The sequence below is a fragment of the Salipiger mucosus DSM 16094 genome, assembly GCF_000442255.1.
In the GTDB taxonomy this organism is placed as follows: domain Bacteria; phylum Pseudomonadota; class Alphaproteobacteria; order Rhodobacterales; family Rhodobacteraceae; genus Salipiger; species Salipiger mucosus.
The window spans coordinates 16,109-29,612 of record NZ_KE557284.1 but is presented as its reverse complement, the minus strand read 5'-3'; the positions used below and the strand labels follow the sequence as shown (position 1 = coordinate 29,612).

Below are 13,504 nucleotides of genomic sequence, written 5' to 3'. Positions count from 1 at the left end.
CCGGAGGACGCACCATGACGATCAAGACGCTGTTGACCGCCGCTGCCCTCGCGGCGGCCCCCGTCGCGGGCTTTGCCGCATGCGCGGGCCACTCGGACGTGACGATGACCTGTTCCGAAGGCATGGTCTTCGACGCCCAGAGCGGCACCTGCAAGGTGATCTCGGGCTGAAAACCCGGCTCAGGTTTCCGCGAGGCGGCCCCCTGCGGGCCGCCTCTGCCTTTTGGGGGACCGGTTTCCGCTTCGACGGTGAGGCTTCGTTAACCTCGCGGCGCTAGCAATTGGCGCGAGGACCAACGGAGCAACGGCAGATGTCGAATTCACTGGCACTCGCAGGCCCCGCGGCTTCTGCGCGGGGCCGGCAACCGCTGACACGGCGCGCCAAGGCGGCGATCATCGTGCAGTTCCTGCTGAACGAGGGCGCGGACGTGCCGCTGTCGTCGCTGCCCGACGACCTGCAGGCCGAGCTGACGCAGCAGCTGGGGCGCATGCGCTACATCGACCGCGAAACGCTTAACACAGTCATCGCCGAGTTCTCGGACGAGCTGGAATCGGTGGGCCTGTCGTTTCCCGGCGGCATGGCCGGCGCGCTCTCGGCGCTCGACGGCAAGATCAGCCACCGCACCGCCCTGCGCCTGCGCAAGGAGGCCGGCGTGCGCCAGACCGGCGATCCATGGGAGCGGATCAACGCCCTGCCCGAGGAGCGCATCGTCGACCTGCTGACCGGCGAGTCGACCGAGATCGCCGCCGTCATGATGTCCAAGGTCGACACCGCCAAGGCCGCCCGCGTGCTGGCCCGCCTGCCCGGTGACAAGGCGCGGCGCATCACCTACGCGGTCTCCATGACCGCCGGCGTCAGCCCAGAGGCGGTGGACCGCATCGGGCTCAGCCTCGCCGCACAGCTCGACGCCGAACCGCCCCGTGCCTTCCAGAAGAAACCCGACGAAAGGGTCGGTGCCATCCTGAACTACGCCGCCAGCGCCAAGCGCGACGAGGTACTCGAGGGGCTCGAGGAGACCGACCGCGATTTCGCCGAGGCGGTGCGGCGTGCCATCTTCACCTTTGCCAACATCGCCGACCGGCTCAAACCCGGCGACGTGCCCAAGATCACCCGCGATGTGCCGCAGGACGTGCTGACCCAGGCCATCGCCGCCGCCAGCGCCGAGGCCGATCTGCGCGCCGCCGAGTTCCTGCTCGAGAACATGTCGAAACGCATGGCAGGCTCGCTCCGCGAGGAGGCCGCCGGCATGAACGTCAAGGGCAAGAAGGCCGAGGCCGCGATGAACGCCGTGGTGGGCGCAATCCGCGATCTGGTCGCCACCGGCGAGATCGAGTTGCGCGACCCCGACGGCGACGAGGACTAGCGCCACGCTTGTGCCCGGGCGTGGCGCGGCCTATCTCTGCGCCCGAACCGGAGGGAGCCGACCGTGGCGCAACGCGAGACCAAGACGAGAGGCGGATGGCGCGACTGGATGACGGACCGGGTGCTGCGCGGCCTCATCGCCTCGGCGCTCGCCCTGCCCCCGCGGCCGCGGCTTGCGCTCATGGGCGGGCTCGTGCGCCGCGTGCTGGCACCGCTCGCGGGCTACCGCAGCCGCGCGATGGAGAACCTCGCCCACGTCTGGCCCGACCTGCCCGAGGCAGAGCGCTGCCGCATCGCCGACGCCACCGCCGAAAACGCCGGCCGCACGATGATCGAGAACTACGACGTGCCGGGCCTTCTGGCGCGCATGAAGGACGCGCCGCTGCTGGGCGAAGGCGTTGCCGCGATCGAGGCGGCGCGCGCCGAGGGGCGCCCCGTGCTCTTCGTCACCGGCCATTTCGGCAACTTCGAGGCCCCCCGCGCCGCGCTGGTCGCCCGCGGCTGGCGCATCGGCGGGCTCTACAGGCCGATGGCCAACCCCTTTTTCAATGCGCATTACGCCGCCAACATGCACCGGCTCGGCGATCCGGTCTTCGAACAGGGACGGCGCGGCACCATGGGGCTGCTGAAGCACATCCGCGGCGGCGGCATGGGCGTGCTGCTCTTCGACGTCTACGACAGCGCGGGCGTGCCCATCGACTTCCTCGGTCAACCGGCGCCGACGCTGACCTCGGCGGCCGAGATCGCGGTCAAGACCGGCGCGCTCTTCGTGCCCTTCTTCGGGATCCGCCGCGCGGACGGCATGAATTTCGACGCGGTCTTCGAGACGCCGGTCCCGCATGGCGACCCGGCCGAGATGATGCGCGAGGCCACGCGCCGGCTCGAGGCGCGCATCCAGGAAAACCCGGGTCAGTGGTTCTGGATTCACCGCCGCTGGAAATGGCGGCGGCAGGCGCGTCAGCGCAGCCGCGAGGCGGCGAGGATGGCGCCGTAGGGCTGTTCCTGCACCAGCACGACCACCGGCTCGGTCCCATCCACCGGCACGCGCAGTTCGAGCGGGGCCTTGCCGTCCCAGCGGCCGAGCACGGTCCAGTCGCGCACGATGTGGGTGTAGGTCATGGTGTGACCCGCGTTCTCGCCCGCCTCGATGCTCACCCGCTCCTCGGGCATGTAGCGCACGAGGTGCACGACACACTCCGGCAGCGGCGCCGAGACTGGCTCGGCGCGGACCACCAGCTCACCGCCCTCGCGCGTGACATCCAGCGCGGCGCGCGCCGGCTTGGCCGCCGCGTGGCGGATCGCCTCGACCACCTTCATCGGGCGCGAGCCCACCACGTCGTAGCGCCCGTCGACCACCATCTGGGGCGTGTAGACCGACCGCCGCCCGGCGGAGCGCGCGTAGCCCTTCTGGCGCTTGGTGAAGCCCGGCTGGGCGAACCCGTCGGTCCAGCCGATGTAGTCCCAGTAATCGACGTGCAGCGCCAACGGGATCACGTCGTCGCGCTGGCCGAGCTCCGCCAGGATCGCATCGGCCGGAGGGCACGAGGAACATCCCTGCGAGGTGAAGAGTTCCACCACCACGGGCCGATCCTGCGCCTGCGCAGGAAGCGCCGCCGCCAGAGCCAGGAAGACGGGCGCGATCCAGTGCGTGAGTCGTGACATGCGGTCCCCAAAGTTGCGCCTTCTGACCCGATCCGGGGTAACGAAGCGCATCTGAAATAACCAATCAAGGTTTTGCGAGAGCGGGTGAAGCAAGAAGCGGCCTTTTTCAGTATTCCACGGTATACAAAATCGCCGCACCCCTCTTGAACGGATGCGGCGCATGGGGCAGAAGCTTGTGCAAGCGAACCCTTTATCTCCAGCCTTTTCTGCAAGGGAGCCAACGATGCCCATCACAGTCGGTCAGGACACGGCCAAGGCGCGCAAGTCGCTCGAGGTCAACGGCAAGACCTATGCCTACTATTCGATCCCGGCCGCCGAGGCGGCGGGCCTCGGCGACTTCTCCAAGCTTCCGGCGGCGCTGAAGGTCGTGCTGGAAAACATGCTGCGGTTCGAGGACGGCAAGACCGTCTCGGTCGACGACATCAAGGCCTTCTCGGACTGGGCCAAGAACGGCGGCAAGGGCGACCGCGAACTGGCCTACCGCCCGGCCCGCGTGCTCATGCAGGACTTCACCGGCGTTCCCGCCGTGGTCGACCTCGCCGCGATGCGCGACGGCATCAAGGCGCTGGGTGGCGACGCGCAGAAGATCAACCCGCTGAACCCAGTCGACCTGGTCATCGACCACTCGGTCATGATCGACGAGTTCGGCAACCCGCGCGCCTTCCAGATGAACGTCGATCGCGAGTACGAGCGCAACATCGAGCGCTACGAGTTCCTCAAGTGGGGCCAGGGCGCCTTCAACAACTTCCGCGTGGTGCCGCCGGGCACCGGCATCTGCCACCAGGTGAACCTCGAGTACCTCGCGCAGACGGTCTGGACCGACGAGGACCAGAACGGCGAGGCGGTCGCCTACCCCGACACGCTGGTGGGCACGGACAGCCACACCACCATGGTCAACGGCGCGGCCGTCCTGGGCTGGGGCGTGGGCGGCATCGAGGCCGAGGCCGCGATGCTGGGCCAGCCGATCTCGATGCTGATCCCCGAGGTCGTGGGCTTCGAGCTGACCGGCAAGATGCTCGAGGGCACCACCGGCACCGACCTCGTGCTCAAGGTCGTCGAGATGCTGCGCGAGAAGGGCGTGGTCGGCAAGTTCGTGGAATTCTACGGTGACGGCCTCGACAACCTGCCGCTGGCGGACCGTGCGACCATCGCCAACATGGCCCCGGAATACGGCGCCACCTGCGGCTTCTTCCCGATCGACGCGGAAACCCTGCGCTACCTCGAGATGACCGGTCGCGACAAGGACCGCATCGCGCTGGTCGAGGCCTATGCCAAGGAGAACGGCTTCTGGCGCGACGGCAGCTACAACCCGGTCTACACCGACACGCTGTCGCTCGACATGGGCACCATCGTTCCCGCCATCTCGGGCCCCAAGCGTCCGCAGGACTACATCGCGCTCGACAAGGCCGCCGGTGCCTTCGGCGAGTACATCAAGGGCGTGCGCAACGGCGAAAAGGTGTCCGAAAACGCCGAGGTCCGCTGGGAAGCCGAGGGCGGCGCGCCCGAGCCGGTCGACATCCCCGGCGACCAGGGCCACCACAAGCGCGGCTTTGCCCAGACCGGCGAGCACAAGTACCAGCTGCACGACGGCTCGGTCGTGATCGCCTCGATCACCTCCTGCACCAACACCTCGAACCCCTACGTGATGATCGGCGCCGGTCTCGTCGCCCGCAAGGCGCGCGAGCTTGGCCTCGACCGGAAACCCTGGGTCAAGACCTCGCTGGCGCCCGGCTCGCAGGTCGTTTCGGCCTACCTCGAGGAGGCCGGCCTGCAGGAAGACCTGGACGCCGTCGGCTTCAACCTCGTGGGCTACGGCTGCACCACCTGCATCGGCAACTCGGGCCCGCTGGCCGACGAGATCAGCAAGTGCATCAACGACAACGACCTCGTGGCGACCTCGGTGCTCTCGGGCAACCGCAACTTCGAGGGCCGGATCTCGCCCGACGTGCGCGCCAACTACCTCGCCTCGCCGCCGCTGGTGGTGATCTACGCGCTGGCCGGCGACATGAACATCGACGTCGCCAACGACCCGATCGCCCAGACGCCGGACGGCAAAGACGTCTACCTCAAGGACCTCTGGCCGACCCAGCAGGAGATCGCCGACCTGGTCGAGAAGACCGTGACGCGCGAGAGCTTCCAGGAGAAATACGCCGACGTCTTCAAGGGCGACGAGAAGTGGCAGGCGGTCGAGACCACGGACGCCGAGACCTACAGCTGGCCGGCCTCCTCGACCTACGTGCAGAACCCGCCCTACTTCCAGGGCATGTCGAAGGATCCGGGCACGATCAGCAACATCGAGGGCGCCCGCGTTCTCGCCGTGCTGGGTGACATGATCACCACCGACCACATCTCGCCCGCTGGCTCCTTCAAGGAAAGCACCCCCGCAGGCCAGTACCTGCGCGAGCACCAGGTCCCCGTGCGCGAGTTCAACTCCTACGGCTCGCGGCGCGGCAACCACGAGGTCATGATGCGCGGCACCTTCGCCAACATCCGCATCAAGAACGAGATGCTGAATGGCACCGAGGGCGGCTACACGCTGGATCCGAACGGCAACGAGACCTCGATCTACGAGGCCGCGATGGCCTACCAGGACCAGGGCACCCCGCTGGTGGTCTTCGGCGGTGAGCTCTACGGTGCGGGCTCCTCGCGCGACTGGGCGGCCAAGGGCACGGCGCTGCTGGGCGTGAAGGCGGTCATCGCCGAGAGCTTCGAGCGCATCCACCGCTCGAACCTGGTCGGCATGGGCGTGATCCCCTTCGAGTTCACCGGGGACGACGACCGCGAGACGCTGAAGCTGACCGGCAAGGAAACGGTCAGCATCCACGGCCTCGAGGACGTCAAGCCGGGTCAGATGACGCCCTGCACGATCACCTACGAGGACGGCTCGACCAAGGACATCGAGCTGAAGTGCCGGATCGACACCGCGATCGAGCGGGAATACGTCGAGCACGGCGGCGTGCTGCACTACGTGCTGCGCAACCTCGCCAAGGCCGCGTGACCTGCCCTCAACGGGCTTGAACGATCAGCCGCCGGGGGACCCGTTCCCCCGGCGGTTTTCTTTTGCGCAATCGGGTCTCGCCGGGATCCGGCTCCGCTGCCCGTCGTGATCGACGGCACCCGTACAGAAACGGCCTTTCGCCTGTACAGGAGACGCCCGCGCTGCGCGGTTTTGCGCCGGTCAGGGAGGTGCGGCCGGGAAATATCGCGCCCGCCTCTGCCAATGCAGGAACGGGATCCCATCTCGATGCGTAGGTCCTTCGAGGACGACAAGAATAATCGAGAGCAGACACCCCCGATGAAGACCCTGACCCTGATCCAGGCCGCCATACTGGCCGTTCTGGCGGTTGTCGGCGCATACGCCGGCCAAGACACCCCGCAAGGATGCGTGGACACGCCCGTCGAGCAGCGCTGCGAGCTCTGAAGTCGAGGACCGCTGGCCGGGCTCTAGGAGCCCGCGGACGCCTGCTGCGCCTCACGCAGGGCGGGCAGGAAGTCCTTTTCGTACATCGTGCCGGCCAGTGGGCCCACGTGCTTGTGCAGGATCGTGCCGTCGCCACCCACGATGAAGGTCTCCGGGGGACCGGTCACGCCCCACTCGATGGCCGTGCGACCCTTGGGGTCGAAGGGCACGCCGATGAAGGGCGAGTCGGACTCGCGCAGGTAACCCGCCGCAGCGTTCGCCTTGTCCTTGAAGTTCACTCCGATGATCCGCACGCCCTCGGCCTCGAGTTCCAGCAGTCGCGGATGCTCGGCCCGGCAGGGCGGGCACCAGCTGGCCCAGAAGTTCACGAGCGTCACCTGCCCCGTGCGCAACGCGCCGTCGGGCACCGCGGGAAAGCCGCTCAACGCCTCTTCCGGCAGCGCCGGAGCCTGCCGGCCGATGAAGGTCGAGGGCAGGCTCGAGGGATCGCCGCGCTGCATCCCGAGATAGGCCATCACGGCGAAGGCCGCGAAGATCAGCGGCGGCAGAACCATCAGCGGCGAGACTTTCCTAGCCATTGCGCAGGCGCTCCTCGATGCGTTTCAGCTCGGCCCGGACGCGGCGCGACCGGACGAGGCTCAGGACGATGACCGCCGCGATGAGCACGAGGGACACCACGTAGGAGCCCAGCACGGCGAAGGCGTATTTACCAAGGTCCGGCGTCATGCGCGGCGCTCCCGTGCCAGCAGCGCGCGCGCACGGCGGGCGCGGATCTCGGTCTGCGTCCGCAGGAACACGAGCGCGATGAAGAGCGCCACGAAGCCGGCGATGCAGACCAGCAGCGGGTACCAGAAGACGTCGGCCACGTTCTCCTCGGCATCCAGCGACAGCGATGCGCCCTGGTGCAGGCCCTGGTTCCAGAAGTTGACCGCATAGCGCGAGAGCAGTGCAAAGACCGATCCCACGAGGCAGAGGATCGAGGTCAGGTCGGCCGCGGTGTCGTCGTTCTCGATCGCGGCCCAGAGCGCCATGTAGCCGAGGTAGAACAGGAAGAGGATCAGGAAGGACGTCAGCCGCGGGTCCCAGGCCCACCATGTGCCCCACATGGGCTGCCCCCAGAGCGCGCCGGTCGCCAGCGCGATCAGGGTGAAGACGGTGCCCACCGGCGCCGCCGCCCGTGCCGCCAGCGCCGAGACGTGGTGGCGCCGCACGATCCAGATCAGCGAGGCCACCAGCATCATGATCCAGGCGTTGATCGCCATGAGAGCCGAGGGCACGTGCAGGTAGATGATCTTGACGGTCGATCCCTGCCGGTAGTCCTCGGGCGTGAAGAAGAATCCCCAGATCAGGCCCGTCACGAGGCACACCAGCGCAAGCGCCGAGACCCATGGCAGGACACGGTCCGTCGCACGGATGAACTTAACCGGGTTGGCGTATTCCCAGATCGACATGGCCTCTCCCTACCCCATGGCCGGATCGGTTACACATCAAATACGCGACAGGCGCAATGCAACGCGCTGACGCAGGCTCCGGATTCGCGCCGACTGTCGTGGCGTCGCGGTGCCGTCAGCGCAGGTTGATCCGCAGCACCGCCGCGCTCGCGAAGGGCAGCAGCGCGATTGTTCCCGCGCTGATCCCCGCCAGCATCAATAGCGGCGTCTGCACGGTCAGCCCCTCCGCCCCGCGCCGCGCCACCTCGGCGCCGAAGATCAGCGTGGGCACGTAGAGCGGCAGCACCAGCAGCGACAGCAGCAGCCCGCCCCGCTTGAGCCCCACGGTCAGCGCCGCCCCGAAGGTGCCGATCACCGACAGCGCCGGCGTCCCCAGCGCGAGGCTCACCAGCACCCAGAGGTAGCCCGCCTGCGGCAGGTTCAGCAGCACGCCCAGCAGCGGCGCGGCCAGCACCAGCGGCAGGCCCGTGGTGATCCAGTGGGCCAGCGCCTTGATGGTGACGATGCCCTCCATCGGCAGGGGCGCGGTCGCCAGCAGGTCGAGCGAGCCGTCCTCCCAGTCGAGCGCGAAGATGCGGTCCAGCGACAGCAGGCAGGCCAGCAGCGCCCCGATCCAGAGCACGCCGGGCGCGATTCGCGACAGCAGGCTCGCCTCGGGGCCCACGCCGAAGGGCACCAGCACGGTCACGATCAGGAAGAAAGCAAGCCCGAGGCCAAAGCCCCCGCCCGCCCGCACGGCAAGCCGGGGCGCGGTCGCCAGCAGGTCGAGCGAGCCGTCCTCCCAGTCGAGCGCGAAGATGCGGTCCAGCGACAGCAGGCAGGCCAGCAGCGCCCCGATCCAGAGCACGCCGGGCGCGATTCGCGACAGCAGGCTCGCCTCGGGGCCCACGCCGAAGGGCGCCGCCGCACCGCCTCGGCGAACAGCGCGACCGAGGCCGAATCGAGCGAGACGGTCGGCTCGTCCAGCACCCAGACCGGGCGCTCCGTGACCATGAGCCGCGCCAGCCCCAGCCGGCGCTTCTGCCCGGCCGAGAGCGAGCCTGCGGGCCGGTCTGCGAGAAACTCCAGATCGAAGCCCGCGAGCGCCGGCGCGATGTCGCGCGTCCCGAAGACACGCGCCCAGAAGGCGAGGTTCTCGGTCACGCTCAGCATGCCCTTCAGCCCGTCGGAGTGCCCGGCGTAGGCGATCCGCTCTCCCGCGCCCTCGATGGCGCCCTCGAGCGGCGGCTGCAGCCCTGCAACCGTGCGCAGCAGCGTGGTCTTGCCCGAGCCGTTCGGGCCACGCAACACGAGGGCCCGGCTGGGGGCGAGGTCGAACCCGACCCCCTCCAGCACCGGCACGCCGCCCCTCGCGACCGTCAGATCCCGCACCACCAGCTTCATGCCGCCCGAACTACCTCAGCCCCGCGCGCGGCGAAAGCGTCAAAAGCACGCGGCCTGACGGGCGTCGCCCTCCCCGAGGGGGAAGGTCGGTGTCGGGGTCAGGATGTCCGGGATTTGCGCCGGGTCAGACCGGCAGCACGGCCAGCGCCACGCGACGGCCCTCGGCGAGCAGCACGTTGAAGGTCCGGCAGGCCGAGGGCGAGTTCATGACCTCGTAGCCCACGCCGGCCTCTTCGAGCCGCGCCTTCAGCCCGTTTGGCAAATGCGCCACGTCGTCGCCCGTGCCGACGAACAACACGTCGACCTGGCCGGCCAGCGAGAGGAGCGGTTCCTCGTCGTCGAAGCCACCCCAGTGCTTCGGCCCCGAGGCCGAAACGCAGAGCGGTCCGTCGAGGGCCTTGCCCCCGACACGGAAGAACCCCGGTCCGTACCCCTCGACCGGCTGTGCATCGCTGTAGGTGATTTCATTCATCCGCATGGTCGTCCCCTGTGCCATACAGGCGATCCGTCTGGGATCGCTCGGTGCAATGTCGCAAGGGCCACGGCACGGATACCCCTCCTCCCGTGCCGGTACTGGCGCCGGACCCAGACTTGGGATTGCACCATATGCAAAAAAACCGGGCAGTCAAAGGTGAATGGCCCCTGCAGTTAATCCCAAGGTCGGTATCCCGGGTGGATCATCGGGAAAAGATAACCGATTCTTACAGGTTTTATGCGGCAGCGCAGAATGCTGCGCTGCCATACCGAGGCGGAGCGGCGGATTGTCGCGCCCTCCGGTCAGTTCCGGGCGTTCGCCACCTTGGCCTCGTCCTCGGCATCGGGCTTGGACCAGTCGCGCTTGACGCCGAACCACAGCAGCGCCGCCGAGGCCACGAAAATCGACGAGTAGGTGCCCACGAAGACGCCCCAGATCATCGCGAAGACGAAGCCGCGGATCACGTCGCCGCCCAGCACGAAGAGCGAGATCAGCGCCAGCAGCGTCGTGAACGAGGTCATGAACGTCCGGCTGAGCGTCTCGTTGATCGACACGTTCAGGACCTCTTTCAGGTCGCGCGTCTTGTACTTGATGAGGTTCTCGCGGACCCGGTCGAAGACCACCACGGTGTCGTTCAGCGAATAGCCCACGATGGTCAGAAGCGCCGCGATGATCGCCAGGTCGAAGCGGATACCGACCTCGGAAAAAACCCCGATGGTCAGCACCACGTCATGCACCAGCGCCAGCACCGCGCCGAGGGCGAACTGCCACTCGAAGCGCAGCCAGATGTAGAACAGGACCGCCGCAATCGCGAGCGCCACGGCGATGAAGGCGGTCTGGATCAGCTCGCCCGAAACCTTGGGACCGACGGATTCGACCGAGACGAACTCGATGTCCGGGGCGACCTCCTGCAGCGCGCCCTCGACGGCCGAGATCGTCTCCTGCGTCACAGCCTCCTCGCCCTCCTGCGGGGCGATGCGGACCATGGCGACGTTCTGGTCGGGTCCGAAGGTCGGGTCGAAGACCTCCGAGATCACCGCCTCGCCGAGGTCGAGCTGCTGGATCGCGTCGCGGTAGGCGCCGACGTCCACCGGCTCGGCGCTCTCGGTGCGGATCGTCGTGCCGCCCTGGAAGTCGATGCCGTAGTTCAGGCCGCGGACCCCGAAGCTGACCAGCGCCAGCAGGATCATCACGGCCGAGATGCCCAGCCACGTCTTCCAGTGCTTGAAGAAGTCGAAGGAGGTGCCTTGCTTGACCAGTCTCAGGCGCATGTCGGTCTCAGCCCTTTCTCAAACTTCGATGGTGCGCGGACGGCGCCGCTCGAACCACATGACGATCAGCAGCCGCGTCACGAAGATCGCGGTGAAGACCGAGGTGACGATCCCCAGCCCCAGCGTGATGGCGAAGCCGCGCACCGGGCCCGACCCCATCACGTAGAGGATGATCGCCGTGATGACGGTGGTGATGTTGGCGTCCACGATGGCGCTCAGCGCCTTCTCGTAGCCCAGCTCGATGGCCCGTGCGGGGCCGCGCGCGGTCTTCAGCTCCTCGCGGATACGCTCGAAGATCAGCACGTTCGCGTCCACCGCCATGCCGACCGTCAGAACGATGCCGGCGATGCCCGGCAGCGTCAGCGTCGCCCCGATCAGCGACAGCATCCCGAAGAGCAGGCCGATGTTCAGCACCAGCGCGATATTCGCGAAGACGCCGAAAAGGCCGTAGCTCAGGACCATGAAGACCAGCACCGCGGCAAAGGCCACGACGGTCGCCACCTTGCCCGCGTCGATGCTGTCCTGCCCCAGCTCGGGGCCGATGGTCCGTTCCTCGAGGAAGTCCATCCCCGCCGGTAGCGCGCCCGCGCGCAGCAGCACGGCAAGCTGGGTCGATTCCTCGACGGTGAAGTTGCCGGTGATGATGCCCGAGCCGCCGGGAATGTGGCTCTGGATGACGGGGGCCGAGATCACCTCGTTGTCGAGCACGATGGCGAAGGGCTCGCCGATGTTCTCGGCGGTGTAGTCGCCGAACTTGCGCGCGCCCGAGGGGTTGAAGCGGAAGTTGACCGCAGGCTGGCCGTTCTGGTCGAAGGCGGGCTGCGCGTCGGTCAGCTCCTCGCCGGTGACCACGGGGGCCTGCTCCAGGACGTAGTAGAGCCCGTCCTGGTCGAGCGCCGGCACCAGCTCGTTGCCGACCCCGGCCGAGGCCTCGGCGTCCTGGGTGCGGCTCACGACCGGCTGGAAGGTCAGCTGCGCGGTGGTCCCGATGATGTCCTTGAGCTCCTGCGCCGAGCCGATGCCCGGCACCTGGATCAGGATGCGGTCGGAGCCCTGGCGCTGGATCGTGGGTTCGCGCGTGCCGACCTCGTCGATGCGGCGGCGGATGATCTCGAGGCTCTGCTGTATCGTGCGTTCGTCGGTCGCACGGCGTTCGGCCTCCGACAGGGTCACGATCAGATCGTTACCCTCGCCCGAGACCGACAGGTCGCTCGCCCCTGCCCCGCTGAGCGAGGTTACCGGCTGCGCGAGGCCGCGCACGACCTCGACCGCGCGGGCCATGTTCTCGGGGTTCGAGATCCGCACGCGCAGAACGCCGGGATCGGAGGGCTGCAGGCGGATGGTGCCGACGGTGCCGCGCTCCTCGCGCAGCACGTCGCGGACATCCGGCCAGAGCGCCTCCATCCGGCTTTCATAGACCTCGGCCACGCGGACCTCGGCCAGCAGGTGCGCCCCGCCGCGAAGATCGAGCCCGAGGTTGACCAGGCCCGAGGGCAGCCACGAGGGCCATTGCCCCGCCTGCGCCTCGATCTCGTCGTTCGAGACGCCCTGCTCGATCACCGTCATGGCGTCGTTGTGGGTCTCGACGCGGGAATAGAACACGTTGGGCATGGCCAGCAGCAGGCCTGCGACAACCAGCGCCCAGATGAGAACGCGTTTCCAGAGGTCGATCTGAAGCATGTCGGGGGGCGCCTCGCGCGAAGTGGGATCAGCTCTCGGCGGGTTCGGTCTTGCTCAGGACCTGGCTGATGGTGTTCTGCACCACGCGCACCTTGACGCCCTCGGCCAGCTCGACCTCGATCTCGTTGTTGTCCTTGACCTTCGAGACCTTGCCGATCAGCCCGCCCTGGGTGACCACCTGGTCGCCCCGGCGCAGCGCCTGCACCATCTTCTGGTGTTCCTTCATCTTCTTCTGCTGAGGCCGGATCAGAAGGAAATACATGATCGCGAAGATGAGGATCAGCGGAACGAACTGTGCAATCGCGCTGCTATCCATGGGCGTGCTCCTTGATGTGGACAGGCGGGGCACACCCCCGCAAAGCTGGCGGATACCTATGTGGGATCGGAACACGATGCAAGGCGGCGAATCCCGCCCGGACACCGCATATCGCCCGATTGTTCCGGCGTGAGGACGCCGGGGCCGGCGCCGACGGGCCCCCGGGCACGCGCGCCCCCGGGGGACTGCGACGACATCGCGGTTGTGCCCGGCCCCGCCTCGGGCATGATGCCCGGCGACAGATCCGCCCCCGCCGGCCCGCGCGCGGGCGGCGACAGCTTCCGGAGGACCCGGCACCATGACCACCAGGACCGTCGCCCTGACGCTCAACGCGGGGTCGTCATCGCTCAAGTTCGGGCTCTTCGACATCGCCGCCGGGCCGGTCGAGATGGCCTCGGGGCTGGTGGAGTCCATCGGCGGCCAGCCCCGGCTGCGGGCCGAGTTCGGCGCGGCCGCCGCGCCGGTGACACGCGACCTGACCGG

The 13,504-nt window shown here is 68.2% G+C and carries 14 protein-coding genes and 1 pseudogene; 5 read left to right on the top strand and 10 right to left on the bottom strand.

Annotated elements, in window-relative coordinates:
- Window positions 1-14 precede the first annotated feature (14 nt).
- From SALMUC_RS23515 to SALMUC_RS23505, 3 genes are all read left to right on the top strand, one after another.
- Window positions 15-170 (top strand): chitin-binding domain-containing protein, encoded by a 156-nt coding sequence (locus tag SALMUC_RS23515; protein ID WP_020041925.1) that lies wholly within the window; start codon window positions 15-17, stop codon window positions 168-170.
- Window positions 171-310: 140 nt separating this feature from the next.
- Entirely contained in the window at window positions 311-1,363 is a 1,053-nt protein-coding gene (locus SALMUC_RS23510; protein WP_020041924.1) for a flagellar motor switch protein FliG, read from the top strand.
- A gap of 63 nt (window positions 1,364-1,426) precedes the next feature.
- Window positions 1,427-2,356: a lysophospholipid acyltransferase family protein gene (locus SALMUC_RS23505; protein WP_020041923.1), complete on the top strand. Its 930-nt coding sequence runs from the start codon at window positions 1,427-1,429 to the stop codon at window positions 2,354-2,356.
- Here the strand turns inward: SALMUC_RS23505 and SALMUC_RS23500 are convergent.
- Complete coding sequence (locus SALMUC_RS23500) at window positions 2,320-3,024, bottom strand: DUF1223 domain-containing protein (RefSeq protein ID WP_020041922.1); 705 nt, start codon at window positions 3,022-3,024, stop codon at window positions 2,320-2,322. The genes SALMUC_RS23505 and SALMUC_RS23500 overlap by 37 nt on opposite strands.
- A gap of 223 nt (window positions 3,025-3,247) precedes the next feature.
- Here SALMUC_RS23500 and acnA point away from each other — a divergent pair, with 223 nt between their 5' ends.
- Window positions 3,248-6,022, top strand: a complete 2,775-nt coding sequence (gene acnA / locus SALMUC_RS23495; RefSeq protein WP_020041921.1) for an aconitate hydratase AcnA — start codon at window positions 3,248-3,250, stop codon at window positions 6,020-6,022.
- A 297-nt stretch (window positions 6,023-6,319) separates the two neighbouring features.
- The gene (locus tag SALMUC_RS31605; RefSeq protein WP_021120892.1) at window positions 6,320-6,445 is read left to right on the top strand and encodes a hypothetical protein; all 126 of its coding nucleotides are present in this window, start codon (window positions 6,320-6,322) and stop codon (window positions 6,443-6,445) included.
- 23 nt (window positions 6,446-6,468) lie between these two features.
- Here SALMUC_RS31605 and SALMUC_RS23485 read toward each other — a convergent pair whose 3' ends face one another.
- The 9 genes and pseudogenes from SALMUC_RS23485 to yajC form a co-directional block, all read right to left on the bottom strand.
- Complete coding sequence (locus SALMUC_RS23485) at window positions 6,469-6,999, bottom strand: DsbE family thiol:disulfide interchange protein (RefSeq protein WP_020041919.1); 531 nt, start codon at window positions 6,997-6,999, stop codon at window positions 6,469-6,471.
- A gap of 16 nt (window positions 7,000-7,015) precedes the next feature.
- Complete coding sequence (gene ccmD / locus SALMUC_RS23480; protein WP_020041918.1) at window positions 7,016-7,171, bottom strand: heme exporter protein CcmD; 156 nt, start codon at window positions 7,169-7,171, stop codon at window positions 7,016-7,018.
- Window positions 7,168-7,896: a heme ABC transporter permease gene (locus tag SALMUC_RS23475; RefSeq protein ID WP_020041917.1), complete on the bottom strand. Its 729-nt coding sequence runs from the start codon at window positions 7,894-7,896 to the stop codon at window positions 7,168-7,170. The genes ccmD and SALMUC_RS23475 overlap by 4 nt, the downstream gene beginning before the upstream one ends.
- A 115-nt stretch (window positions 7,897-8,011) precedes the next feature.
- A complete protein-coding gene (gene ccmB, locus SALMUC_RS23470) occupies window positions 8,012-8,743 on the bottom strand; it encodes a heme exporter protein CcmB (RefSeq protein WP_245584738.1) in 732 nt (243 codons plus the stop codon).
- 59 nt (window positions 8,744-8,802) lie between these two features.
- A pseudogene (ccmA, locus tag SALMUC_RS29300) lies at window positions 8,803-9,279 on the bottom strand (heme ABC exporter ATP-binding protein CcmA); the annotation flags it as partial.
- Between the two features lie 124 nt (window positions 9,280-9,403).
- Window positions 9,404-9,757 (bottom strand): Mth938-like domain-containing protein, encoded by a 354-nt coding sequence (locus SALMUC_RS23465; RefSeq protein WP_037372868.1) that lies wholly within the window; start codon window positions 9,755-9,757, stop codon window positions 9,404-9,406.
- A 299-nt stretch (window positions 9,758-10,056) separates the two neighbouring features.
- The gene (gene secF / locus SALMUC_RS23460) at window positions 10,057-11,025 is read right to left on the bottom strand and encodes a protein translocase subunit SecF (RefSeq protein ID WP_020041913.1); all 969 of its coding nucleotides are present in this window, start codon (window positions 11,023-11,025) and stop codon (window positions 10,057-10,059) included.
- An 18-nt stretch (window positions 11,026-11,043) separates the two neighbouring features.
- Window positions 11,044-12,705 (bottom strand): protein translocase subunit SecD, encoded by a 1,662-nt coding sequence (gene secD / locus SALMUC_RS23455; protein WP_020041912.1) that lies wholly within the window; start codon window positions 12,703-12,705, stop codon window positions 11,044-11,046.
- Between the two features lie 28 nt (window positions 12,706-12,733).
- Window positions 12,734-13,021, bottom strand: a complete 288-nt coding sequence (gene yajC / locus SALMUC_RS23450) for a preprotein translocase subunit YajC (RefSeq protein WP_020041911.1) — start codon at window positions 13,019-13,021, stop codon at window positions 12,734-12,736.
- Between the last annotated feature and the right edge of the window lie 483 nt (window positions 13,022-13,504).

Coding starts and splice junctions, on each gene's coding strand:
- yajC (WP_020041911.1), bottom strand. CDS start 13,021: ATGGATAGCAGCGCGATTGCACAGTTCGTTCCGCTGATCCTCATCTTC.
- SALMUC_RS23515 (WP_020041925.1), top strand. CDS start 15: ATGACGATCAAGACGCTGTTGACCGCCGCTGCCCTCGCGGCGGCCCCC.
- SALMUC_RS23510 (WP_020041924.1), top strand. CDS start 311: ATGTCGAATTCACTGGCACTCGCAGGCCCCGCGGCTTCTGCGCGGGGC.
- SALMUC_RS23500 (WP_020041922.1), bottom strand. CDS start 3,024: ATGTCACGACTCACGCACTGGATCGCGCCCGTCTTCCTGGCTCTGGCG.
- secD (WP_020041912.1), bottom strand. CDS start 12,705: ATGCTTCAGATCGACCTCTGGAAACGCGTTCTCATCTGGGCGCTGGTT.
- SALMUC_RS23465 (WP_037372868.1), bottom strand. CDS start 9,757: ATGCGGATGAATGAAATCACCTACAGCGATGCACAGCCGGTCGAGGGG.
- SALMUC_RS31605 (WP_021120892.1), top strand. CDS start 6,320: ATGAAGACCCTGACCCTGATCCAGGCCGCCATACTGGCCGTTCTGGCG.
- acnA (WP_020041921.1), top strand. CDS start 3,248: ATGCCCATCACAGTCGGTCAGGACACGGCCAAGGCGCGCAAGTCGCTC.
- SALMUC_RS23475 (WP_020041917.1), bottom strand. CDS start 7,896: ATGTCGATCTGGGAATACGCCAACCCGGTTAAGTTCATCCGTGCGACG.
- secF (WP_020041913.1), bottom strand. CDS start 11,025: ATGCGCCTGAGACTGGTCAAGCAAGGCACCTCCTTCGACTTCTTCAAG.
- SALMUC_RS23485 (WP_020041919.1), bottom strand. CDS start 6,999: ATGGTTCTGCCGCCGCTGATCTTCGCGGCCTTCGCCGTGATGGCCTAT.
- ccmD (WP_020041918.1), bottom strand. CDS start 7,171: ATGACGCCGGACCTTGGTAAATACGCCTTCGCCGTGCTGGGCTCCTAC.